Source organism: Micromonospora pattaloongensis (genome assembly GCF_900107255.1).
Taxonomy (GTDB): Bacteria; Actinomycetota; Actinomycetes; order Mycobacteriales; family Micromonosporaceae; genus Micromonospora_I; species Micromonospora_I pattaloongensis.
Window position 1 is genome coordinate 412,864 of record NZ_FNPH01000004.1, and the last position, 22,172, is coordinate 435,035.

Here is a 22,172-nt window from a genome sequence, read left to right on the forward strand (position 1 = left end):
CCACATCCCTGATCACGGCGATCAGGGGCGGGTCAGGCGAGCAGGCGGACCGCGTGGGGGACCGCCGTGACCGTCACCGGCAGGGGCATCGCCCGCTCCCCGTCGACGTAGACGGTGATCTCCTCGGCGTCCAGCTCCACGGTCCGGGCCCGGAAGCTGCGCACCATCGGGTGCGTCACGTGGGTGCCCTGGTAGACGCGGGGCTTGATCCGGGCGAGGGTGGTCCTGCCGACCGGGCCGGCGACCACCACGTCGAGCAGGCCGTCGGTGGGGTCCGCGTCGGGGCAGATCCGCATGCCGCCGCCGTAGCTGGCGCCGTTGCCGACCGCCACCAGCACCGCGTCGAGCTGCTCCTCCCGCCCGTCGAGACGCAGCGTGTAGCGGCGGGGCCGCAGCCGGGCCAGCTCGATCAGGATCGCGAGGTCGTAGCGGCGCGGCCCCCGCGGCCAGCGCATCCGGTTGGCGCGCTCGTTGACGATGGCGTCGAAGCCGGCGGCGAGCACCGCGCCGAACCACCGCTGCGCGCCGTCCGGGCCGGTCATCCGGGCCAGATCGGCGGGGCGGGTGCGGCCGGCGGCGAGCGCCGCGACGATCGTGTCGACCGCCGCGAGCGGGCTGGCCGGAAAGCCGGTCTCGACGGCGAAGTCGTTGCCGGTGCCGGCCGGCACCGGACCGAAGGCCACACCGGTGCCGGCGACGGCCTGCAACCCCAGGTGGACCGTGCCGTCGCCGCCGACGGTCACGAGTGCGGCGGCGCCCTCGGCGACGGCCGCGTGGCAGGCGGCCTCGGCCTGCGCGGCGGTCGGCGCCTCGAGCAGCCGCACCGGCCGTCCGGCCGCGCCGAGCCGCTCCAGCACGGTCGGCAGCAGACCGCGGTGCCGGCCCCGGCCGGCGGTCGGGTTGGCGAGCACCGCCACCGGGCCATCGGGCAGCGCCGCGGCGGGGGCGACCTGCGCGGACGCCTCGGGGGCGGCGCCGGGAAGATGATCGTGCACGGTCACGGCGAGCACCGTACCGCCTCATCGCCCCGGGCGCGCCCCGGGCGTCACGTCATGTCGTCGTAGGTGCGCTCGATCGGCTTCGGCGGCGCCACCGGGGTGACCGTCTCGAGCCGCTCCCCCGCCTCCACGGGGTCCGGCGTGTACTCCAGCGCCGAGGCCTCGTCGTCGTCCACGTCCGCGTAGATCTCCTTGCCGCGTCCGCGCCGCTTGTCGTTGAGGAACGCGACCCCGACGGCGGCGAAGTAGAGCGCGGAGAGGCAGATCGCCAACGCGGTCATCCCGAACGGGTCGGGGGTCGGCGTGACGATCGCGGAGAAGGCGAAGAAGATGAAGACCGCGATCCGCCACCAGCCCAGCAGCTTTTTCGCGCTGGCGATGCCGACGAAGTTGAGCATCAGCACGACCAGCGGGAACTCAAACGCCACCCCGAAGAGCAGGATGAGATTGGTGACGAACGAGATGTAGCGGGTGACCTCGAGCGTGGTGTTGATGTCCTCGCCGGACAGGTTGATCAGGAACTCGAGGCCCTTCTGGACCACGAAGAACGCCAGGAAGGCGCCGGCGGCGAACAAAGGCGCGGCGACCGCCGTGAAGAAGTAGGCGTAGCGGCGCTCGTGGCGGTGCAGGCCGGGGGCGATGAACGCCCACAGCTGGTAGAGCCAGACCGGCGCGGCGACGATCAGACCGACCCACAGCGCGATCTTCAGGTTCAGCAGGAAGACGTCGGTGACACCGAGCTGCACGAACTCACACTTGCCCGTGGCGGCGCTGATCGAGCCGGGCAGGTCGCAGTACGGCTTGGACAGCAGGATGCGGACGCGTTCGGACAACCAGATCCCCACGCCGAAGCCGACCAGGATGGCCAGCGAGGCGCGGAAGAGCCGGGTGCGCAGCTCGCGGATGTGCTCGACGAGCGTCATCGAGCCGTCAGCGGCACGCTCGAATTTGCTCGGAGCGCGCCGGCGCAGTGCGAAGCCCACGATGATCGGGCCTGCCGGTCAGTTGTCGCGAGCGCGCTGCACCGGGTCGACGACCGGAGCGGCGGGCGGCTGCTGCTGGACGGTGTGCGGCGGCAGCGGCTGACGGGCGTGCTGCGCGTCGGCCTTCTCCGCCAGATCCTTGTCGTCGTCGGCGAGGCTCTTCGTCTCGGCCTTGATGATCCGCAGCGACCGGCCGAGCGAGCGGGCCGCGTCGGGGAGCCGCTTCGCGCCGAAGAGCAGGATCAGCACGACCACGAGTACGGCGATGTGCCACGGCTTCAGGGCGCCCATGGGATGCTCCAGTTGGTCTGTCGTTTGCGGGGGGGTGGTGACGAGCCCATCGTACGTGCGCCGACGGACCATGCCACCTGCCAGGGCAACGGTCTTTCGCCCCGGCCGGTGAAGTCTCGGTCACCAAGAGGTGACGAGTCAACGGGTACAAGTCCTGATCTTCGAGCCGGACGGCCGCCCCGCGCCGCGCGGCGTCGACCCTGCTCAATCGCGGTGGCGCCGACGCTAGCGACGTTCCTTGATGGCCGCCAGCCGCTCTTGGGTGGTCTCGGCCTGGCGCTGCAGCGTCACCAGCCGCTCCTGGAGCTCGGCCGCCCGCTCCTGCAGCGCCTCGGCCTGCGTCTGCCGCTGCTGCAGCCCGAGCGCCGCCCGGTGCAGTCGGGGCAGCCGGGCGAGCACCGGCCGGACCGCCAGGGCCAGAATGATCAGCGCGAGCAGCACCAGCGCCACCACGATCCACATCACCACGGCCGCCAGCCTAACCGGTGGGCTCCGGGGTCGCCGGTTGCGGCACGGCGTACGCGTCGAGGGCCGCGGCCGCCTCGGCCCGGACCGCCTCGACGAGCTCCGGCGGCGAGATCACGGTGACGTCGGGGCCGAGGCCGAGCACGAACCGGCGCGCCCACGTCAGGTCCGTGACCCGCATCGCCACGGTCCACTCGTCGCCCGGTCCTGGCCGGACCTCCTCGCACGGGTAGTACTCGGTGATCCAGCGCCCGCCCCGGCCGACCCGCAGCGTCACCAGCGGCAACTCGGGCGTGGGCCGGAACACCCCGGCCGTCACGTCGTGCAGCTGCGCCTCGGGCGGGGCCATGGCGGGTTCGTCGAGCTCGGTCAGCGCGTCGATCCGGTCGGCCCGGAACAGCCGCACCGCCTCGGCGCGCCGGCACCACGCCTCCAGGTAGGCCCGCCCGGCGACCATCAACACCCGCAACGGGTCGACGGTGCGCTCGGTGGTCTCGTCCCGGGCGGCGGTGTAGTAGGTGATGCGGAGCGCGCGGCGCCGCTGCACCGCGCCGCGCAGCAGGTCGAGCCGCTCCGCGTCGCCGGGCAGCCGGACCGCGACCGCCGAGCCCACGAGGTCCCCGGCGGCATTCTCGATCTTGGCGAGGGCGCGCTCGATCGCGTCTCGGTTCGCCATCCCGGGGGTCTCGGCGAGCATCCGCAGCGCCACCACGAGCGCGAGCGCCTCGTCCGGGGTGAGCCGCAGCGGGCGGTCGATGCCGGCGTCGTACGTAATCGTGACGCGATCCCCGTCGAACGCCATGTCGATCAGGTCGCCCGGCCCGTATCCGGGCAGGCCGCAGACCCAGAGCAGCTCCAGGTCCTCGCGCAGCTGCCGTTCGGTGACGCCGAGGTCGGCGGCGGCCTGCGCGATCTCGATGCCGGGGCGGGCCAGCAGGTACGGCACGAGGTTGAGCAGCCGGGCGAGCCGGTCCGCGGAGGCGCGCGAGCCGGCGGGGCGGGCCGCGGCCGCCTTCCCGGCGCCGCGGGTCGCGGTCATCGCAGCGCCCCGGCGGCCGGGGCCTCGTGTCCGGCGGCGATCTCCTTGAGCCGCTGGATGACCGCCTCGCGCAGCTCTGGCGGGGCGAGCACCCGCACGTCGGCGCCGTAGCCGACCAGCGAGGCCGCCAACGATTCCGGGTCGGCGTAGCGCAGGATCAGCCGGTCGCCGTCCGGCCCCGCCGTGCACTCGTCGGCCCACCGGCGCAGCCCGGCGGCGCGGCCGGAGCGCACCAGCACGGTGGCGCGGCCGGTCCGCTCGACCGGCCCCGACCAGCGGGCGACGTGACTGATCAGGTCGACGCCGGCCGGCGGCGGCGGGAAGGAGCCGGGCCGGCCGGTGACCCGGACCGCGCCGACGATGCGCGAGAGCCGGAAGCAGCGCACGGCGTCGCGGTCGAGGTCGTGGCCGACCACGTACCACCGGCCACGCCAGCAGACCACGCCCCACGGCTGCAGCCGCCGAGTGCCCGGCGCATCCCGCTCCGGGACGCGGTAGTCGAAGGAGACGGTCCGGCGCTCCCGGGCGGCGCCGGTCAGCGGCGCGAACGCCGGGTCGACGGTCACGACCGGCTCGACCCCGAGGGTGGCGTGCGGATCCACGTCGACGCCGGCGGCGCGCAGCTTGGCCAGGCCCGAGGAGGCCGCCGCGGCCAGCCCGGCGTGCCGCCACAGCCGGGCGGCTATCCCGACCGCGGCCGCCTCGTCGGGCTCCAACGGAATGTCGGGCAGCGCGTACTCGCGGCGGGCGATGCGGTAGCCGGGCTCGGTGTCGAAGACGCTGGCCGTGCCGGTCTCCAGGGGCACGCCGAGCTCGCGCAGTTCCGCCTTGTCGCGCTCGAACTTGCGCTGGAAGGCCTCGTGGTCGCGCGGGTCGTCCGGGTCGTGGTCGTAGCCGGGCACGGTCGCGGCGATCTGCGCGGCGGTCAGGAACCGTCGCGTCGACAGCAGGCAGATCACCAGATTGACCAGGCGCTCGGTGCGGGTGCGCGACACGGCCCCGACGCTAGCAGTGTCGGCGGCGCGACAACGCCCGCGGCACAGGGTCGTGCAGGCCATCACGCCCGACCGGGGGCAACTATCCGGGAGAATCTACCCGTGCCGGACAACAACGGCGTGTCGGCGAGCGCGCGCACGGTCCTGGTGGCCGGCGCGGCGAACGTGGGGGTCGGGATCGCCAAGGCCGTCGCCGGGCTGATCTCCGGCTCGGCGGCGATGCTCGCCGAGGCGGCGCACTCGGTCGCCGACACCGCCAGCCAGCTGCTGCTCTTCACCGCGCTGCGGCGCAGCGACCGGCCGCCGCACGGCCGGCACCCGTTCGGGCACGGCAAGGAACGGTACGTGTGGTCGCTGCTCGCGGCGGCCTTCACGTTCGTGGTCGGCGCCGGCTTCTCGATCGCGCACGGGGTGGTCACCATCAGCGGCGGCGCGTACACCGGCGACTACCTCGCGTCGTACATCGTGCTGGTGGTCGCGTTCGGGCTGGAGGGCGGGGCGTTGGTCCGCTCCCTCCGGCAGGTCCGCGGCGAGGCGCGCCGGTCGCGGACGCCACCCCGCCGCTTCCTGCGGCTCACCGCCGACACCACGGTGCGGGCGGTCGTGATGGAGGACTCCGCCGCGCTGGTCGGCCTGGTGATCGCCGCCCTGGGGCTCGGCCTGTCCCAGCTGACCGGGCGGGTGCTCTGGGACGGGCTGGCGTCGGTCGCGATCGGTCTGCTGCTGCTCGTGATCGCCACCGTGCTGGCCCGCAACAACATGTCGCTGCTGGTCGGGCGGGCCGTCCCGGATCGGGTGCACACGGCGATCCACGACGAGCTGGCGGCGCTGCCCACCGTGCACCGCGTCGACACCCTGCTGACCATGCAGCTCGGCCCGGACGACATCCTGGTCGCGGCGAAGCTGGACTTCCGCGACGAGGCGAGCGCGGCGGAGATCGAGGCGGCGGCCGCCGAGGCGGAGCGGCGGCTCTGCGCACGCCACCCCGGCATCCGGCACGTCTTCCTCGATCCCACCCGCTCCGCGGCGCCGCCGCGGAGCGGGGACGCGCAGTGATCATGTACCCGCGGTGGCCGCCGCCCGCGTGGGAGCCGATAACGTGCCGGGCATGGTGCGATGGCGGTCCGGAACGGTGGCCGGGGTACGGCGGCGGTGGCACGGCGCGGTCGAGTTGGACGTCACGCTCGGCGACGGCGCGACGCTGCGGGCGCTGGCGTACCCGTTCCTGGTCGGCGAACCGGCGCCCGGCGACCGCGTGCTGCTGAACGTGGGGGCCCTGGTGATGGGGTTGGGCACCGGCGGCTACGCGCTGGTCGTCGCGCTGCCCGACCGGTTGCCGGCCGACCCGCCGGACGACGGGACGACGCGTGAGGCCGGACACCTGGTCAAGGCGCGCTACACGCCGCTGCAGGCGATCCTGCTCGGTGCCGACGAGGAGGCGTCGCCGCACCGGGCGACGCTCGCGGACGCCGACGACCTGGCCGGCATGCCGGTGATCACCGCCGACCTGCACTCGGCCCTACCGGCGATCGTCGCCGGCGCCCTCGCCGGGCGCCCCGGCACCCGGATCGCCTATCTGATGACCGACGGCGGGGCGCTGCCGGCCTGGTTCTCCCGCACCCTCGCCGGCCTGCGGGACGTGCTCGTCGGGACCGTCACCGTCGGGCAGGCCTTCGGCGGCGACCTGGAGGCGACGAACCTGCACAGCGGGCTGCTCGCCGCCCGGCACGCGCTCGACGCGGAGCTCACCGTCGTCGCGCAGGGCCCGGGAAACCTCGGCACCGGCACCCGCTGGGGCTTCTCCGGGGTGAGCGTCGGCGAGGCGGTCAACGCCGCCGTCGCGCTGGGCGGCCGCCCCGTCGGGTCATTGCGGATCTCGGCGGCGGACCCCCGCCCCCGCCACCGGGGGCTGTCCCACCACAGCGTCACCGCGTACGGGCGGGTCGCGCTGGCGGGCGCGGACCTGGTCGTGCCGGAGGGTCTGGACCCGGGGCTCGCCGCGCTCGTCGAGACGGCGCTGGCGACGCTGCCGCCCCGGCACCGCGTCGTCCGGGTGGCCACCGACGGGCTCGACGCCGCGCTGCGGGCCGCCCCGGCGCCGCTCTCCACGATGGGGCGCGGGCTCGACGCCGACTACGCCTACTTCCTGGCGGCGGCCGCGGCCGGACGGCACGGCGCGGCGCTGCTGACGTCGGGTTGAGTGAGCGCGGCCCGGCGCGGCGGGCCCGTCAGCTGAGCACGATCAGCGCGACCCAGGCGCCCACCATCACCACCAGCGCGAGCGCCAGCACCCAGGTCGGCACCGTGTATTCACCGCGCCGGTTGCGCGCGATCTCGTCGGCGATCTTCTGACGCCGCTTGTCCAGCCAGTTGGGGCGGGGCTCGTCGGCGTCGTCGCGGGAGGGCTCGGGGTGGGTCATAGCGCGGTCGAGCCTACCCGGCCCGGGTCACATGCTGGCGATCAGCCGCTCCACCCGCTCGTCGTACGCCCGGAAGGGGTCCTTGCAGAGCACGGTGCGCTGCGCCTGGTCGTTCAGCTTGAGGTGCACCCAGTCGACGGTGAAGTCGCGCCGCTTCTCCTGCGCGTGCCGGATGAACTCCCCGCGCAGCCGCGCCCGCGTGGTCTGCGGCGGCGTCTCCTTCGCCTCGAAGATCTCCGGGTCGGTGGCGATCCGGTCCACCTGGCCGCGCTTTTCCAGCAGCCCGTAGAGTCCGCGGCCGCGCCGCACGTCGTGGTACGCGAGGTCCATCTGCGCGACCCGCGGATGCGACAGCGGCAGGTCGTGCTTGCGCTGGTAGCGCTCGATCAGCCGCAGCTTGGTCACCCAGTCGATCTCGCGCGCCACCGGCTCCAGGTCGCCGGTCTCCACCGCACGCAACACCCGCCCCCACAGCTCGACCACGCGCTTGGCGGTCTGGTCGTCGCCGCGCCGCTCGACGAACTCGGTCGCCTTCGCCAGGTATTCCTGCTGGATCTCCAGGGCGCTGACCTCCTTGTTGGAGGCGAGCCGGATCTTGCGGCGGCCGGTGATGTCGTGCGACACCTCGCGGATGGCGCGGATCGGGTTCTCCAGCGACAGGTCCCGCATCACCACACCGGCCTCGATCATCCGCAGCACGATGTCCGCGGTGCCGACCTTGAGCAGGGTGGTGACCTCATTCATGTTGGAGTCACCGACGATCACGTGCAGTCGACGGTACCGTTCGGCGTCGGCGTGCGGCTCGTCGCGGGTGTTGATGATCGGCCGGGAGCGGGTGGTCGCCGAGGAGACCCCCTCCCAGATGTGCTCGGCGCGCTGCGACAGGCAGTAGACCGCGCCCCGCGGTGTCTGCAGCACCTTGCCGGCGCCACAGATCAGCTGCCGGGTGACCAGGAACGGGATCAGCACGTCGGCCAGCCGCCCGAACTCGCCGTGCCGCGAGACGAGGTAGTTCTCGTGGCAGCCGTAGGAGTTGCCGGCCGAGTCGGTGTTGTTCTTGAACAGGTAGATTTCGCCCGCGATCCCCTCGTCGTGCAGCCGCTTCTCGGCGTCGACGAGCAGCCCCTCCAGGATCCGCTCGCCGGCGCGGTCGTGGGCGACGAGGTCGGCGACCGAATCGCACTCGGGGGTCGCGTATTCGGGGTGGGAGCCGACGTCCAGGTAGAGCCGGGCGCCGTTGCGCAGGAAGACGTTGCTGGAACGTCCCCAGGACACCACCCGGCGGAACAGGTAACGGGCGACCTCGTCCGGGGAGAGCCGCCGCTGTCCCCGGTAGGTGCAGGTGACGCCGTACTCGGTCTCGAGCCCGAAGATTCGCCGTTCCATGACCAGACACTAGCCGCCCCAACCGACATTGGGCAGGGGCGCGCAAGACTGCCCACCGACTCGCCGGGCGAGCGCGGGACGGCACGACGGGCGCATCTAGACTGCCGCCATCATGAGACTGCTCGTCACCGGCGGCGCCGGATTCATCGGCTCGCACTACGTGCGGACCCTGCTCAGCGGGGGTTACCCGGAGTTGCCCGACGCCGAGGTGACCGTGCTGGACATGCTCAGCTATGCCGGCGACCGGGCGAACCTGGCGCCGGTGGCGGGCGACCCGCGGCTGCGGCTCGTCGTCGGCGACGTCGCCGACGCGCCTCTGGTCGACACGCTGCTGCCCGGCGTCGACGCCGTCGTGCATTTCGCCGCCGAAAGCCACGTCGACCGTGCGATCGCCCGCGCCACCCCGTTCACCACGACCAACGTGCTCGGCACCCAGGTGCTGCTGGACGCCGCGACGCGGCACCGGGTGGCGCGCTTCGTGCAGGTCTCCACGGACGAGGTGTACGGGTCGGTCTCCGCCGGCGCCGCCACCGAGGAGCGGGCGCTGGCGCCGAGCAACCCGTACGCCGCCAGCAAGGCGGCAGCCGATCTGATGGCGCTGGCCTACCACCACACCCACGGGCTGCCCGCCATCGTGACCCGCGGACCCAACACGTACGGCCCGTACCAGTTCCCGGAGAAGGTCGTCCCGCTCTTCGTGACGAATCTGCTGAGCGGCCGGCCGCTGCCGCTGTACGGCGACGGCGCGCACACGCGGAGCTGGCTGCACGTCGACGACCACTGCCGCGGCGTGCAGCGGGCGTTGACCGACGGCGCGCCGGGCGAGGTCTACCACGTCGGTGGCGGTACGCCGCTGAGCAACCGGGAACTGACCGGGCGGCTGCTCGCCGCGTTCGGCGTGGGCTGGGAGGTGGTCCGGCAGGTGCCCGACCGCAAGGGCCACGACCGCCGCTACTGCCTGGACGGCACGAAGCTCGCGGAGCTCGGCTACACCCCGCGCGTCGGATTCGACGCCGGCCTGGCCGAGACGGTCGCGTGGTACCGCGACAACCCCGGCTGGTGGAAGGCGGCACGGGAGCGCGCGCCTCTGCCGCCCTCCTGAACCCGCGCGCCGCTGGCGCGCGGTGCGAGCGGGCGGCGGGGACCGGCGTGGGGGTCAGGCCCCCGCGGGTCCGGGGTCCTTGTCCTCCAGGTCCGCCGACGCGGCGGACGCGGTCGGCTTCCGCGGGCCGGGCTCGGGCGTCTTCGGCGTCTCGTCGCGCGCCGTTGCCTCCTCGGCCTTCGCGGCGGCCTCGCCGTCGAGCAGCGCGGTCAGCGCCGCCCCGGTGATGCGCCGGAAGGTGCGGCCCTTGCGCCGCCGGTCCAGGATCGCGACCTCCAGCTGGTTGGCGGCGATGGTCCGGGCCGCGCCGCCCTCGCCGCCGACGCTGCTCAACGCAGACAGCGCCAGCTTCACCGCGTCGGCCAGCGACATGTCGCCGCGGTGGTTGGCCCGCAGCGCCCCGGCGATCGCGTCGGCCTGACCGCCCATCGCCATGCAGCCCGGCTCGTCGTTGACGGACCCGTCGTAGGTGAGCCGGTAGATCTCGTCGGCCTCCGGGGTCGCCCCGACCTCGGCAACACAGATCTCCACCTCGAACGGCTTGGACTGCTCCGTGAAGATCGCGCCGAGCGTCTGCGCGTACGCGTTGGCCAGCGCGCGGCCGGTCACGTCGCGCCGGTCGTAGCTGAGCCCGTTGAGGTCCGCCATCCGCACGCCGGCCCGGCGCAGGTTCTCGAACTCGTTGTAGCGCCCGACCGCGGCGAAGCCGATCCGGTCGTAGATCTCGCTGACCTTGTGCAGGGCGCTGGACAGGTTCTCCGCCACGAACAGGACCCCGCCCTCGTAGCTGAGCACCACCGCGCTGCGCCCGCGGGCGATGCCCTTGCGCGCGAGCTCGGAGCGGTCGCGCATGATCTGCTCGGGCGAGGCGTAGAACTGCATTGCCACGGCGGCGGCTCTCCTTCGACCTGACGGAACGGGGTGCGGTGGGGGGTGCGGCGGCCTCAGCCGCCCGGGTTCTCCATGCGACCGGCGACCACGGCCTCGGCGACCGCGGCCGTCTCGCTCTCGGTCAGCCGATGGGTGCCCTCGGCCGTGGCGGTCATGACGACCGGGTAGATCTTGCGGGAGAGGTCGGGCCCGCCGGTGGCGGTGTCGTCGTCGGCCGCGTCGTAGAGCGCCTCGACCGCCAACCGCACGGCGTCGGGGGTGCTCAGGCCGGGGCGGAAGCGCTTCTTCAGCGCGGCCCTGGCGAACAGCGACCCCGAGCCGATCGCGTCGTAGCCGGTCTCCTCGTACGGGCCGCCGGTGACGTCGAAGCTGAAGATGCGCCCGGCGCGGGCCGGATCGGTGGCGGCGAGGTCGAAGCCGGCGAAGAGCGGGATCACGGCCAGCCCCTGCATCGCGGCGCCGAGGTTGCCGCGGATCATCGAGGCGAGCCGGTTGGCCTTGCCGTCGAGGGAGAGGACGGCCCCCTCGATCTTCTCGTAGTGCTCCAGCTCGACCTGGAACAGGCGCATCAGCTCCATGCCGATCCCCGCCGTGCCGGCGATGCCGATCAGCGAGTACGCGTCCGCGGGATGGACCTTCTCGATGTCGCGGCTGGCGATCAGGTTGCCCATGGTGGCGCGCCGGTCGCCGGCCATCACCACGCCGGCCTCGCTGACGATGGCGACGATCGTGGTGGCGTGCGGCGCGATGTCGGCGGCGAGCCCCGGCGGCAGCGGCCGGCGGCCGGGCAGCAGCTCCGGCGCCACCTTGCTCAGGAACTGGGTGAAGGAGGACGTCCCCGCGTTGGTGAACACATCTGGTAGACGCCCGGATGGATCAAAACCCGCTGCCACGTGGTTCCCTTCGGTACGTGATCGACTCCGCCCGGTCGTCCCGCGCCTGTCGGGACTGACCGCGCCCGCGGTCGCAGATGAAGCAGAGTATCCCGCGCGCCCTCAGGCCGCGATCATCGTGGTCGGTCGTCCGGTTTCCGCGCGCACGGAATCGGACAGGCCGGTCATTGGCCGCCTTTCTGTACGTAGCCCCTGACGAATTCCTCTGCGTTCTCCTCCAGCACCGAGTCGATCTCGTCGAGCAGGTCGTCGACGTCCTCGGTGATCTCGGCGTGCCGCTCGGCGACCTCCGGGTTGGCCTCGGCCGTCGTCTCGTCGATCTCCTCGTCGCGGCGCGCCCTGCCGGACTGCGACTGACCGCCGGTGTCACGGGTAGCCATTGCGTCCCTCCTCAACATCGCTTGGGAGAAACCTACCTCGCCACCGCACCGAAAAGGCCCGCCGCACGCGACGTTTCGCCCACGGCGGAGGCAATCGCCGGCGCGCCCGGCGCGGCGTCAGCCGCCCGTGATCGCCTCCAGCAGGTCCTTCGCGCTCGCGCACCGATCGAAGAGCGCGCCCACGTGCTTCTTCGTGCCCCGCTCGGGCTCCATCATGGGCACCCGGACGAGGGACTCGCGCCCCACGTCGAAGATGACGGAGTCCCAACTGGCCGCCACCACCTCCGAGGCGTACTGCGCCAGGCACCGGCCCCGGAAGTACGCCCGGGTGTCCTCGGGCGGCTCCACCATCGCGGCCCGGGTCTGCTCCTCCGGCAGCAGCGTCTTCATGGACCCCCGCGACACCAGCCGGTGGTAGAGCCCCTTCTCCGGGCGCACATCCGAGTACTGCAGGTCGACGAGCTGCAGTTTGTGCGACGCCCAGCTGAGGCTCTCGCGTTCGCGGTAGCCCTCCAGCAGCCGCAGCTTCGCCACCCAGTCCAGCTCACCCGCGCAGAGCATGGGATCGCGTCCCAACCGGTGCAGCACGCTCTCCCACCGTTGCAGCACGTCGGCGGTGGCCTCGTCGAGGTCGTCGCCGTACCGGTCCTCCACAAAGGAGCGCACCCGCTCGAGGTACGCCCACTGCAGGTCGAGCGCGGTCAGCCGGCGCCCGTCGCGCAGCCGCATGAGGTGGGTCAGCGACGGGTCGTGGCTGACGGCTTTGAGTTCGGCGACCGGGTCCGCGATGCCCAGGTCGCCGGTGAGCGCCTTCTCCTCGATCATCGTGAGCACCAGCGCCGTGGTGCCGACCTTGAGGTAGGTGGAGGTTTCGGCGAGATTGGCGTCGCCGATGATGACGTGCAGCCGGCGGTACTTGTCGGCGTCGGCGTGCGGCTCGTCGCGCGTGTTGATGATCGGGCGCTTCAGCGTGGTCTCCAGCCCCACCTCGACCTCGAAGAAGTCGGCGCGCTGCGAGATCTGGAAGCCCGGCTGCGAGCCGTCCTGTCCGATGCCGACCCGGCCCGCCCCGCAGACGATCTGCCGGGTGACGAAGAAGGGGGTCAGGTACGCGACGATGTCGGCGAACGGGGTCTGCCGGCGCATCAGGTAGTTCTCGTGCGCTCCGTAGCTGGCGCCCTTGTTGTCGGTGTTGTTCTTGTAGAGGTGGATCGGCTGCGTGCCCGGGATGGTCGCGGCGCGGCGGGCCGCCTCGGCCATCACCCGCTCCCCCGCCTTGTCCCAGCGGACCAGGTCCATCGGGTTGGTGACCTCGGGCGTCGAGTACTCCGGGTGGGCGTGGTCGACGTAGAGGCGCGCGCCGTTGGTCAGTATCACGTTGGCGAGCCCGAGGTCCTCGTCCGCCAGGGCCTCCGCCGGGTCGTAGGCCGCGCCCGAGTACGTGAAACCGCGCGCGTCGCGCAGCGGCGACTCCTCCTCGTAGTCCCACCGCGCCCGGCCGCCCCGGGTCAGCTCGGGACGCGCCCCGTAGGCGTTGACGACCTGGGAGGAGGTCACCATCGGATTGGCTCCCGCCTGGCCGGGCACGGAGATGCCGTACTCGACCTCGGTGCCCATGATCCGCCGTACGCTCATGCTGCCACCTCGTCGCTTCCCTCGCCCATGGCGTCGAGCGTAGTCCGCTCCGCCGCGCCCCACCGCGCTGGCGTGTCCACATCGCCACCGAGCGCGGTGGCGACGACGACGCCCGGCCGTGGGAACGCGCGGCGGCGGGAACGCGAACGGCGGCGGGCGCGACGCACCGCGCCGCACCCACCGCCGTCAGCGGCTACAGGTACTGGCCCGTGTTGCTGGCCGTCTCGATGGACCGGCCGGCCTCGGCGCCCTTGCCCCCGGAGACGAGCGTACGGATGTAGACGATCCGCTCGCCCTTCTTGCCGGAGATGCGCGCCCAATCGTCGGGGTTGGTGGTGTTGGGCAGGTCCTCGTTCTCCCGGAACTCGTCGACGCACGCGTCGAGCAGGTGCTGCAACCGCAGCCCCTTGCGTCCGGAGTTGAGGAACTCCTTGATGGCCATCTTCTTGCCCCGGTCGACGATGTTCTGGATCATCGCGCCGGAGTTGAAGTCCTTGAAGTACAGGACCTCCTTGTCACCGTTGGCGTAGGTGACCTCGAGGAACCGGTTCTCCTCGCTCTCCGAGTACATGCGCAGCACGACGGCCTCGATCATCGCGGCCACCGTCGCCCGCGGGTCGCCGCCGTGCTCCGCGAGGTCGTCGGGGTGCAGCGGCAGGTCCGTGAGGATGTACTTGGAGAAGATGTCCTTGGCCGCCTCGGCGTCCGGACGCTCGATCTTGATCTTGACGTCGAGCCGGCCCGGCCGCAGGATCGCCGGGTCGATCATGTCTTCCCGGTTGGAGGCGCCGATGACGATGACGTTCTCCAGCCCCTCCACGCCGTCGATCTCGCTGAGCAGCTGCGGGACGATCGTGTTCTCCACATCGGACGAGACACCGGAGCCGCGGGTGCGGAACACCGAGTCCATCTCGTCGAAGAACACGATGACCGGCGTGCCCTCGCCCGCCTTCTCGCGGGCGCGCTGGAAGATCAGCCGGATGTGCCGCTCGGTCTCGCCGACGTACTTGTTGAGCAGCTCCGGACCCTTGATGTTGAGGAAGTAGCTGGTGTGCTTCTCCTCGCCGCGCCGCTCGGCGATCTTCTTCGCCAGCGAGTTCGCCACGGCCTTGGCGATCAACGTCTTGCCGCAGCCGGGCGGCCCGTACAGCAGGATGCCCTTCGGCGGGCGCAGCTGATGCTCCCGGAAGAGCTCGGCGTGCAGGAACGGCAACTCCACCGCGTCGCGAATCTGCTCGATCTGCGCCTGCAGACCACCGATGTCGGTGTAGTCGACGTCCGGCACCTCTTCGAGGACCAGCTCCTCGACCTCGCTCTTCGGGATGCGCTCGTAGGCGTACGCCGATCGCGGCTCGATCATCAGCGAGTCGCCGGCCCGTAACGGGGCGCCGATCAGCGTCTCGGCGAGATGGACCACCCGCTCCTCGTCGGCGTGGGAGACCACCAGCGCCCGGTCCCCGGAGCCCCCGGTCGGGTTCTCCAGCACCTCCTTGAGCATCACGACCTCGCCGGCCCGTTCATAGCCGAACGCGTCGACGATGTTGAGCGCGTCGTTGAGCAGCACCTCCTGGCCGCGCCGCAGCTCCGCCACCTCGATCGACGGCGAGACCGCGACGCGCAGCTTACGGCCGCCGGTGAACACGTCCACCGTGCCGTCGTCGTGCCGGGACAGGAAGACGCCGTATCCACTCGGCGGCTGCGCCAGCCGGTCGATCTCTTCCTTCAGGGTCACGATCTGGGCGCGCGCCTCCTTGAGGGTGGCCACGAGCCGATCGTTGTTTTCGGTCAGTCGCGCGAGCTGTGCCTGCGTTGCGGCTAGCCGCTCCTCGAGCTGCCGGACGTGTCGGGGGCTTTCGGTCAACTTGCGCCGCACCAGAGCGAGTTCCTCCTGAAGGAACGCGACCTGGGTGGAGAGATCGTGGGCCTCCTTCTCCCACCGTACGGCGCGCGAATCCGCGTCGTCGCTGCGTGCCACGTCCCACCTCCCCGGGGGGCTAAAACGTTCTGCCATAACACTAACCGTTTCGGCGGCGATCCGAACCCACGCGACGCGCTGCGCTTCAACCTTGATCGCCGGCCCTCCGCGATCGGGTCGGATCCGGGCGTCCGGTAGCGTCGAGGCCGGCACCACGACATGGGGAGGTACGCCGTGACGACGCAGATAGAGACCGACGAGCTGCGGGTCTGGGTGGACCAGGACCTGTGCACCGGCGACGGACTCTGCGTGCAGTACGCGCCCGAGGTCTTCGAGTTCGACGTCGACGGCCTGGCCTACGTCAAGGACGGCGACGGCGAGCTGCAGCTCGCGCCGGGCAGCCGGGTCGACGTTCCCGCGCACCTGCGCCTCGACGTGATCGACGCGGCCAAGGAGTGCCCGGGCGAGTGCATCCACGTGCTGCGCAGCACCGACGGGGTCGCGGTCGCCGGACCGGACGCGGAGTAGCGCCGCCCGGTCCGCCCGATCGGACCGGGCGCGCGGACGCTCACAGCGTCGGACGCCCCACCATCGACGCGACCAGCCGGGCGAACTCCTCCAGCCGCGCGATCTGCCCCGCCCCGCCGTCGTCCAGCGTCTTGCCGAAACGCAGCGCGTCGTGTCGCGGCCCCGGCGTGTCGTCGCCCTGCGCCGCCTCGTCGAGCGAGCTCAGCAGCAGGTAGACGTCAATGCTGTCGACCCGGGCCGGGCCGGTGGGGGTACGGGTCAGCCGCCGCCGGCAGCCGACCTCGGTGATCGTGGAGAGCGGCACCACCCGCAGCGAGGACGTCATCGAGCCGGCCGGGCCGTCCCCCGGCGGCACGTCCTCGCCGTGCCAGAGCACCAGCCGGCTGCCGTCGCAGACGACGACCTCCTGCCAGACCCCGTTCACCTCGTTGACGAACCGCTCCAGGGTGAACCCGAGTACGGCCGCGCCGCGCAACACCCCACCGAGCGCCTCCAGCGCCACGTCCGGGTCGCGCAGGTAGGCGCGGGCCGCGGAATCCAGATCCTGGTACGGCGACCAGTCCGGGAAGACCGCGGGGACCTCGCCGCCAGCACCGAACCCCGGCGTGCTCATCCGTCCCGCCCGACGCGCTCGGTCACTGGATGTCCTCCTCCCCCGCGACCGCGTCCGCGGCGCTCACCGCCGAGCGCCGCAGCGTCTCGGCCTCCTGCAGGCCCTGCTTGCGCAGGGCGTATGCCTCTTGGCCCTTGCTCGGCTTGCGGCGGCGTGCCGGCGCGGTCACCCCCGGCGCGAGCTTGCGCGACGACACCAGGAACGCCGTGTGCGCGATCATCCGGTGGTCGGGACGGACGGCCAGGCCCTCGGCGTGCCAGTCGCGCACGAGCGACTCCCAGGCGCGCGGCTCGGTGAACCCGCCCCGCTCGCGCAGCGCCTCCACCAGCTCCGACAGCTGTGGAGTGGTGGCGACGTAGCCGATGAAGACCCCGCCCGGCACGAGCGCCCGCTCCACCAGGTCGAGCACCTCCCAGGGCGTCAGCATGTCGAGGATGATCCGATCGAAGCCGGTCTCCGCGCACGTCGCGACGTCGCCGACGTGCAGCCGCCACGCCGGGTGCGGCCCGCCGAAGAACGCCTCCACGTTCTTGCGCGCGATCGCCGCGAAGTCCTCCCGCAGCTCGAACGAGTGAACCTCGCCGCCGGCGCCGACGGCCCGCAGCAGCGAGCAGGTCAGCGCCCCGGAGCCGGCCCCCGCCTCCAGCACCTTCGCGCCCGGGAAGATGTCGCCCATGGCCACGATCTGCGCGGCGTCCTTCGGGTAGATGACCTGCGCGCCGCGCGGCATCGACAGCACGTAGTCCGACAGCAGCGGCCGCAGCGCCAGGTACACAGTGCCGCCGGTGGACGTGACGACGCTGCCGTCGGGCAGCCCGATCAGCGCGTCGTGTTCGAGCGCCCCCCGGTGGGTGTGGAACGACTTCCCCGGCTCGAGGACGATCGTGTGCATCCGACCCTTGGGGTCGGTGAGCTGCACCCGGTCGCCGGCGCGGAACGGGCCGCGGTGCGCGGGCGGCTCGGCGGTGACGTCGGGGACGGGGGCGGACGGTGCGGTCACGGATTCAACTTTCGGTTCGGCTCGAGGAGCTGCGCGAGATCGGCGACGTGCAGGACGCCGACCACATCTTCGCCCGCGGTGACGAGGTACTGCGCGCCCGGGTGGGTCTGCACGACACGGATCACCTGTTCGCCGGTGAGGCCGACCGGAATGGTGTGCACGCCCTCGACCCCGCGGGCCACCGTGTCCACGGTGATCCACGGCCGCCGCTCCGCCGGGACGGCCTCGGCGGCGACCCGGTCCACCAGCGCCACGAGTCGGCCCGCCGAGTCCGCCACCCCGAGCACGTCCTCGCCCCGCCCGGCCTCGGCACCGCGTCGCTGCGCCTCGGCCAGCGGTGTGCCGGTCGGCACCGAGTAGACCGGCCGCGCCAGCGCGGCGAGATCGATCAGCGGGAAGCGGCGGCTGATCCGCGCCACCCGGATCGACTGGCCCGCCCCCTGCCAGAGGGTGAACGCGACCAGCAGCATGAAGGCCAGGCCGACCGCGGAGAGCTGCCCGAGCGCGGTCAGGAGCGCGACGAGCGCGGCGGTGCCGACCGCGACCGCGCGCCCCATCCAGCCGGCGACCTCGGTGCCGAGGTGCCGGTCCCGGCTGTACGCCCACACCGCCGCCCGCAACGCCCGACCCCCGTCGAGCGGCAGGCCGGGCAGCGAGTTGAAGACGGCGACCACGACGTTGCTCACCGCCAGCTGGAACGCGAGCTGGTTGAGCAGGGTGCGGTCGGGCAGCGCGACGGTGGCGACGACGGCGCCGAGACCGAGCACCAGGGAGACGGCGGGGCCGGCGAGCGAGACGAACAGGTCGACCTTGGGGGTGGGGGCATCCCGGTCCATCTCGGTGTAGCCGCCCAGCAGCTCCAGCGTGATGCCGCGGACGCCGATGCCGTAGCGCCGGGCGGTCAGCGCGTGTCCGAGCTCGTGCAGCAGCACCGAGCCGAGCAGGCAGACCACGAAGCCGAAGCCCACCAGGTAGCCGGCGACGGCGGAGAGCTCGAGCTGGCGGCGGACGAACGATCCGTAGAGCCCGGTCACCAGCACGGCCAGCAGCAGCATGGAGGCGTTGAGGTAGACCGGCACCCCGAACACCCGACCGACCGCCAGGCCGGGACGCCGCTCCGGCGGGCCCTGCCGCGGGCTCTTCTCCTCCATCGGGTTGATGCTACGGAATGCCCGCGGCGCGCCGGACGGTCGGCATGCCGGCACACCCCGCGCGCGCGGTCTCGTCGTACCCGTCGCATAACCTTCGTGCCATGACGGCGGAGACGGTGGCGGCACAAACCCTGGCTGCGCAGGCGGTGACCGCGCAGGCCGTGACCGCGCAGGCCGTGACCGCACAAGGCGCCGGGTCGGCGACGGACCCGGCCGGCCAGCGGCAGCCGGGGCCGGCGCGGCGGCCGGGGCCGCTGGAGCGCCCGGCGCACCCGTCGCTGTCGCCGTCGCGCGCGGCCGACTTCAAGACCTGCCCCCTGCTCTACCGGTTCCGCACCATCGACCGGCTGCCCGAGACGCCGACCGCCGACCAGGCCCGCGGGACACTGGTCCACGCCGTGTTGGAACGGTTGTTCGACCTGCCGCCGACCGAGCGCACCCCGGCCGCCGCCGGTGACCTGGTCGCGCCGCAATGGGAGCAGCTCCTCGCCGACGAGCCCGAGCTCGCCACGATCTTCGCCGACGACGCGGCCACGACGGACTTTCTGACCGCCGCCCGGAAGCTGCTCGACGGCTACTTCGCCGTGGAGGACCCGCGCCGGCTGGAGCCGGCCGAGCGGGAGAGCCTGGTGTCGGCCGTGGTCGACGACCAGCTGCTGATCCGCGGCTACATCGACCGGCTCGACGTGTCGCCCGGCGGCGACCTGCGGGTGGTCGACTACAAGACCGGCGGCGCGCCGCGCGAGGCGTTCGAGGGGCGGGCGCTGTTCCAGCTGAAGTTCTACGCGCTGGTGTTGTGGCGCACCCGCGGCGTGGTGCCGCGCGCCCTGCGGCTGATCTACCTCAAGGACGCCGAGATCTGCGATTACGCGCCCGACCCGGACGAGCTGGTGCGCTTCGAGCGCACGCTGCTCGCGTTGTGGCGGGCGATCGAGCAGGCGACCGAGCGACGGGATTTCCGCCCCAAGCCGAGCCGGCTCTGCGACTGGTGCAGCCACCAGGCGCTCTGCCCGAGCTTCGGCGGCACGCCACCGCCGTTCCCGGAGCTGCCGGTGCTGGCGGGCCCGCTCGCCGCCCAGACGCCCGCCGTGCCCGGCGCGGACGAGTGACGCTCCTCCCCGGGGAGGAGGCGCGGCTCATGTCCGGCGAGGATCCGGTTTCCGGTCCGGCGACTACCGTCGCGGTCATGTCAGGTGTCCCCTCGCGGAGCGTGGGCGGCGACGCCGCGCCGGGCGACCGGGCCGGCCGGCCGGCGTACCGGCTGCTGCGCAGGGACGGCCTGTTCGCGGCGGCCGCCGTCGCCGTCGAGGTCGCGCTGATCGCCACCGGGCCGCCCGAGCTCAAGACCGCGGACTGGCCGACCATCGTGGCGTGGAGTGCGGCCGGCGCCCTGCCGCTCGCACTGCGGCGGATCGCCCCGTGGGTCGCGGTCGGGCTCGCCGCCGCGGTGCCGCTCTTCGCCCACCACGACGCGATCACCATGGTCGTGTCGGTGGGCTTCCTGACCTACTCCGTGGCGGCCCGTCTCGCGCTGTGGTGGGCCGCCCTGGCCGGCACGCTGATCTGGAGCCCTCTGCTGGTCACCGCGGTGGCCCCGTCGAACCGGGCCGACCTGGGCGGCATCTCGCCCGCCTACATGATGTTCACCAACGTGCTCCTCGCGCTGGTCTGCTTCTTCATCGGGCGCGCCGCGCACGCCCGGCGCGCGTCGACGCTGGCGTTGGAGGAGCGCGCGCGGGCCGCCGAGGAGAACCAGCGCGCCCTGGCCGAGCAGGCGGTCGCCGACGAGCGGCGGCGCATCGCGCGCGAGCTGCACGACGTGGTCGCGCACCACGTCAGCGTGATGGGGGTGCTCGCCACGGGGGCGCGCCGGGTGCTCGGGCGGGATCCGCAGGTCGCGGACGAGGCGCTGCGCACGATCGAGGAGACCAGCCGCACGACGCTGCGGGAGATGCGCCGGCTCCTCGACGTGCTGCGCACCGACGCCGAGCCGGCCGCGGAGCTGGCGCCGCAACCGGGGCTCGCGGGCATCGAGGCCCTCATCGAGCAGGTGCGGGAGGCGGGGTTGCCGGTCACGCTGCGCGTCGACGGCGCCCCCGCGCCGCTGGATCCCGGGGTCGCGCTCACCATCTACCGGATCGTCCAGGAGGCGTTGACCAACACGCTGAAGCACGCCGGGGCGGCCACCGCGCAGGTGCGGCTGAGCTTCGGGGTCTACTGGCTGATCCTGGAGATCTTCGACACCGGTCGCGGGCCCGCCCCGCGCCCCGGCCGGGTCGGGCACGGCCTGGTCGGCATGCGCGAGCGCGTCGCGCTCTACGGCGGCACGCTGCGCACCGGCTCCCGCCCGGGCGGGGGCTTCCGGATCCACGCCAAGATCCCGATGGAACAGCTGGGCGGACCGATCGGCGAGGGGGCGGCATGACCGCGGGCAGCACGGCCGGAGAGAGCACCGCCGCGGGCGGGCGGGCGAGCCGGCCGGTACGGATCCTGCTCGCCGACGACCAACCACTGCTGCGCACCGGGTTCCGGATGGTGCTCGGCGCCGAGGAGGACCTCGACATCGTCGGCGAGGCCGGCGACGGGGCCGAGGCGGTGGATCTCGCCCGTCGGCTGCTGCCCGACGTGGTGCTGATGGACATCCGGATGCCGCGCCTCGACGGGGTGGCCGCGACCCGCGCGATCGTCGACGCCCGGCTGCCGGTCCGCGTCCTCATTCTCACCACATTCGACCTCGACGAGTACGTCGTCGGCGCGCTGCGCGCCGGGGCCAGCGGCTTCCTCGCCAAGGACGTGCCCGCCGACGACCTGGTCGCCGCGATCCGGACGGTGGCCGCCGGCGAGGCGGTCGTGGCGCCCCGCATCCTCAAGCGCCTGCTCGATCGGTTCGCCGACGCGCTGCCCGACCCCGCTGCGGCGCCACCCAGGGCGCTCGACGTGCTGACCGAGCGCGAGCGCGAGGTGCTGCTGCAGGTGGCACGCGGGCTGTCGAATGCGGAGATCGCGCGGGCGCTGTCGGTCAGCGAGACGACGGTCAAGACGCACGTCGGGCACGTGTTGACGAAGCTCGGGCTGCGCGACCGGGTGCAGGCGGTCGTGCTGGCGTACGAGTCGGGGTTGGTGCGGCCCCGCGGGTAGCGGCGCTCCACACCGGACGGCCGCCGACGACCGGCGTCTCCTCCTCGGGTCGGATCGCGGACCGGCTGGCGGCGTACCCGGGGACGGTCCGCGCGCACAACGGCGGCCGTGCGCGCGGGCCCTACCGTGAGGTACGGCGGCCGGGCGACGGGCAAACAGCGCTGAAATCGGTGTTTCGGGCGAAAACGACGCGACCATGCCGGAGGATTCAGGGGGAACCCTGACCCGGCATAAGGGCGCACCCGCAGCAGGAAATCCGCGTACGGCTCACCCCTCGGGCGGAGGAGCCGCGACCTCCGGTCGCCGAGGATTAATCCGCCGGCCACGCCGAGAGCGTGGCCGGTCCACA

Annotated in this window: 23 protein-coding genes; 7 read left to right on the forward strand and 16 right to left on the reverse strand. The window is 73.0% G+C overall.

The window, feature by feature from the left end; genetic code table 11:
• Window positions 1-32 precede the first annotated feature (32 nt).
• From BLW47_RS14265 to BLW47_RS14290, 6 genes are all read right to left on the reverse strand, one after another.
• Entirely contained in the window at window positions 33-932 is a 900-nt protein-coding gene (locus tag BLW47_RS14265) for a diacylglycerol kinase (protein WP_091556809.1), read from the reverse strand.
• A 113-nt stretch (window positions 933-1,045) separates the two neighbouring features.
• Window positions 1,046-1,981: a twin-arginine translocase subunit TatC gene (gene tatC / locus BLW47_RS14270; protein WP_091556481.1), complete on the reverse strand. Its 936-nt coding sequence runs from the start codon at window positions 1,979-1,981 to the stop codon at window positions 1,046-1,048.
• A gap of 18 nt (window positions 1,982-1,999) precedes the next feature.
• A complete protein-coding gene (tatA, locus tag BLW47_RS14275; RefSeq protein ID WP_091556482.1) occupies window positions 2,000-2,272 on the reverse strand; it encodes a Sec-independent protein translocase subunit TatA in 273 nt (90 codons plus the stop codon).
• Between the two features lie 225 nt (window positions 2,273-2,497).
• Entirely contained in the window at window positions 2,498-2,740 is a 243-nt protein-coding gene (locus BLW47_RS14280; RefSeq protein WP_091556483.1) for a hypothetical protein, read from the reverse strand.
• A 10-nt stretch (window positions 2,741-2,750) separates the two neighbouring features.
• On the reverse strand, window positions 2,751-3,776 hold the full coding sequence (locus BLW47_RS14285) for a helix-turn-helix transcriptional regulator (protein ID WP_091556484.1): 1,026 nt from the start codon (window positions 3,774-3,776) through the stop codon (window positions 2,751-2,753).
• Window positions 3,773-4,771, reverse strand: a complete 999-nt coding sequence (locus BLW47_RS14290) for a helix-turn-helix transcriptional regulator (protein WP_091556485.1) — start codon at window positions 4,769-4,771, stop codon at window positions 3,773-3,775. The genes BLW47_RS14285 and BLW47_RS14290 overlap by 4 nt, the downstream gene beginning before the upstream one ends.
• Before the next feature lie 102 nt (window positions 4,772-4,873).
• On the opposite strand from BLW47_RS14290, the gene BLW47_RS14295 reads away from it, so the two are divergent.
• A complete protein-coding gene (locus tag BLW47_RS14295; protein ID WP_091556486.1) occupies window positions 4,874-5,827 on the forward strand; it encodes a cation diffusion facilitator family transporter in 954 nt (317 codons plus the stop codon).
• 52 nt (window positions 5,828-5,879) lie between these two features.
• Window positions 5,880-6,971, forward strand: coding sequence for a DUF3866 family protein (locus tag BLW47_RS14300; protein ID WP_091556812.1), 1,092 nt, complete (start codon window positions 5,880-5,882; stop codon window positions 6,969-6,971).
• 28 nt (window positions 6,972-6,999) lie between these two features.
• Here the strand turns inward: BLW47_RS14300 and BLW47_RS14305 are convergent, their stop codons facing one another.
• On the reverse strand, window positions 7,000-7,191 hold the full coding sequence (locus tag BLW47_RS14305) for a hypothetical protein (RefSeq protein ID WP_091556487.1): 192 nt from the start codon (window positions 7,189-7,191) through the stop codon (window positions 7,000-7,002).
• 27 nt (window positions 7,192-7,218) lie between these two features.
• Window positions 7,219-8,577 carry a Pup--protein ligase gene (pafA, locus tag BLW47_RS14310; RefSeq protein ID WP_091556488.1) on the reverse strand — a complete coding sequence of 453 codons (1,359 nt, stop codon included), beginning with the start codon at window positions 8,575-8,577 and terminating at the stop codon, window positions 7,219-7,221.
• Between the two features lie 112 nt (window positions 8,578-8,689).
• On the opposite strand from pafA, the gene rfbB reads away from it, so the two are divergent.
• A complete protein-coding gene (gene rfbB / locus BLW47_RS14315; RefSeq protein WP_091556491.1) occupies window positions 8,690-9,679 on the forward strand; it encodes a dTDP-glucose 4,6-dehydratase in 990 nt (329 codons plus the stop codon).
• Between the two features lie 54 nt (window positions 9,680-9,733).
• Here rfbB and prcA read toward each other — a convergent pair whose 3' ends face one another.
• The 5 genes from prcA to arc form a co-directional block, all read right to left on the reverse strand.
• Complete coding sequence (prcA, locus tag BLW47_RS14320; RefSeq protein ID WP_091556493.1) at window positions 9,734-10,567, reverse strand: proteasome subunit alpha; 834 nt, start codon at window positions 10,565-10,567, stop codon at window positions 9,734-9,736.
• Between the two features lie 56 nt (window positions 10,568-10,623).
• A complete protein-coding gene (gene prcB / locus BLW47_RS14325) occupies window positions 10,624-11,463 on the reverse strand; it encodes a proteasome subunit beta (RefSeq protein ID WP_091556495.1) in 840 nt (279 codons plus the stop codon).
• Window positions 11,464-11,627: 164 nt separating this feature from the next.
• Entirely contained in the window at window positions 11,628-11,843 is a 216-nt protein-coding gene (locus BLW47_RS14335; protein ID WP_091556497.1) for a ubiquitin-like protein Pup, read from the reverse strand.
• A gap of 117 nt (window positions 11,844-11,960) precedes the next feature.
• The gene (dop, locus tag BLW47_RS14340; protein ID WP_091556498.1) at window positions 11,961-13,478 is read right to left on the reverse strand and encodes a depupylase/deamidase Dop; all 1,518 of its coding nucleotides are present in this window, start codon (window positions 13,476-13,478) and stop codon (window positions 11,961-11,963) included.
• Between the two features lie 193 nt (window positions 13,479-13,671).
• On the reverse strand, window positions 13,672-15,453 hold the full coding sequence (gene arc / locus BLW47_RS14345) for a proteasome ATPase (protein WP_091556501.1): 1,782 nt from the start codon (window positions 15,451-15,453) through the stop codon (window positions 13,672-13,674).
• Between the two features lie 174 nt (window positions 15,454-15,627).
• Here arc and BLW47_RS14350 point away from each other — a divergent pair, with 174 nt between their 5' ends.
• Window positions 15,628-15,921, forward strand: a complete 294-nt coding sequence (locus BLW47_RS14350) for a ferredoxin (RefSeq protein WP_245736633.1) — start codon at window positions 15,628-15,630, stop codon at window positions 15,919-15,921.
• Window positions 15,922-15,961: 40 nt separating this feature from the next.
• On the opposite strand, the gene BLW47_RS14355 is transcribed toward BLW47_RS14350, so the two are convergent.
• The 3 genes from BLW47_RS14355 to BLW47_RS14365 are packed head-to-tail and all read right to left on the reverse strand — an operon-like array spanning window position 15,962 to window position 18,685.
• Window positions 15,962-16,534: a hypothetical protein gene (locus BLW47_RS14355; protein WP_091556505.1), complete on the reverse strand. Its 573-nt coding sequence runs from the start codon at window positions 16,532-16,534 to the stop codon at window positions 15,962-15,964.
• A gap of 22 nt (window positions 16,535-16,556) precedes the next feature.
• Entirely contained in the window at window positions 16,557-17,534 is a 978-nt protein-coding gene (locus BLW47_RS14360) for a tRNA (adenine-N1)-methyltransferase (RefSeq protein WP_091556507.1), read from the reverse strand.
• Window positions 17,531-18,685, reverse strand: a complete 1,155-nt coding sequence (locus BLW47_RS14365; protein ID WP_091556509.1) for a site-2 protease family protein — start codon at window positions 18,683-18,685, stop codon at window positions 17,531-17,533. Before BLW47_RS14365 ends, BLW47_RS14360 begins: the two co-directional genes overlap by 4 nt.
• A gap of 101 nt (window positions 18,686-18,786) precedes the next feature.
• On the opposite strand from BLW47_RS14365, the gene BLW47_RS14370 reads away from it, so the two are divergent.
• From BLW47_RS14370 to BLW47_RS14380, 3 genes are all read left to right on the forward strand, one after another.
• Window positions 18,787-19,794 (forward strand): RecB family exonuclease, encoded by a 1,008-nt coding sequence (locus tag BLW47_RS14370; protein ID WP_091556511.1) that lies wholly within the window; start codon window positions 18,787-18,789, stop codon window positions 19,792-19,794.
• A gap of 77 nt (window positions 19,795-19,871) precedes the next feature.
• Window positions 19,872-21,110: a sensor histidine kinase gene (locus BLW47_RS14375; protein ID WP_091556815.1), complete on the forward strand. Its 1,239-nt coding sequence runs from the start codon at window positions 19,872-19,874 to the stop codon at window positions 21,108-21,110.
• The gene (locus tag BLW47_RS14380; protein ID WP_091556513.1) at window positions 21,107-21,823 is read left to right on the forward strand and encodes a response regulator; all 717 of its coding nucleotides are present in this window, start codon (window positions 21,107-21,109) and stop codon (window positions 21,821-21,823) included. The genes BLW47_RS14375 and BLW47_RS14380 overlap by 4 nt, the downstream gene beginning before the upstream one ends.
• Window positions 21,824-22,172 lie beyond the last annotated feature (349 nt).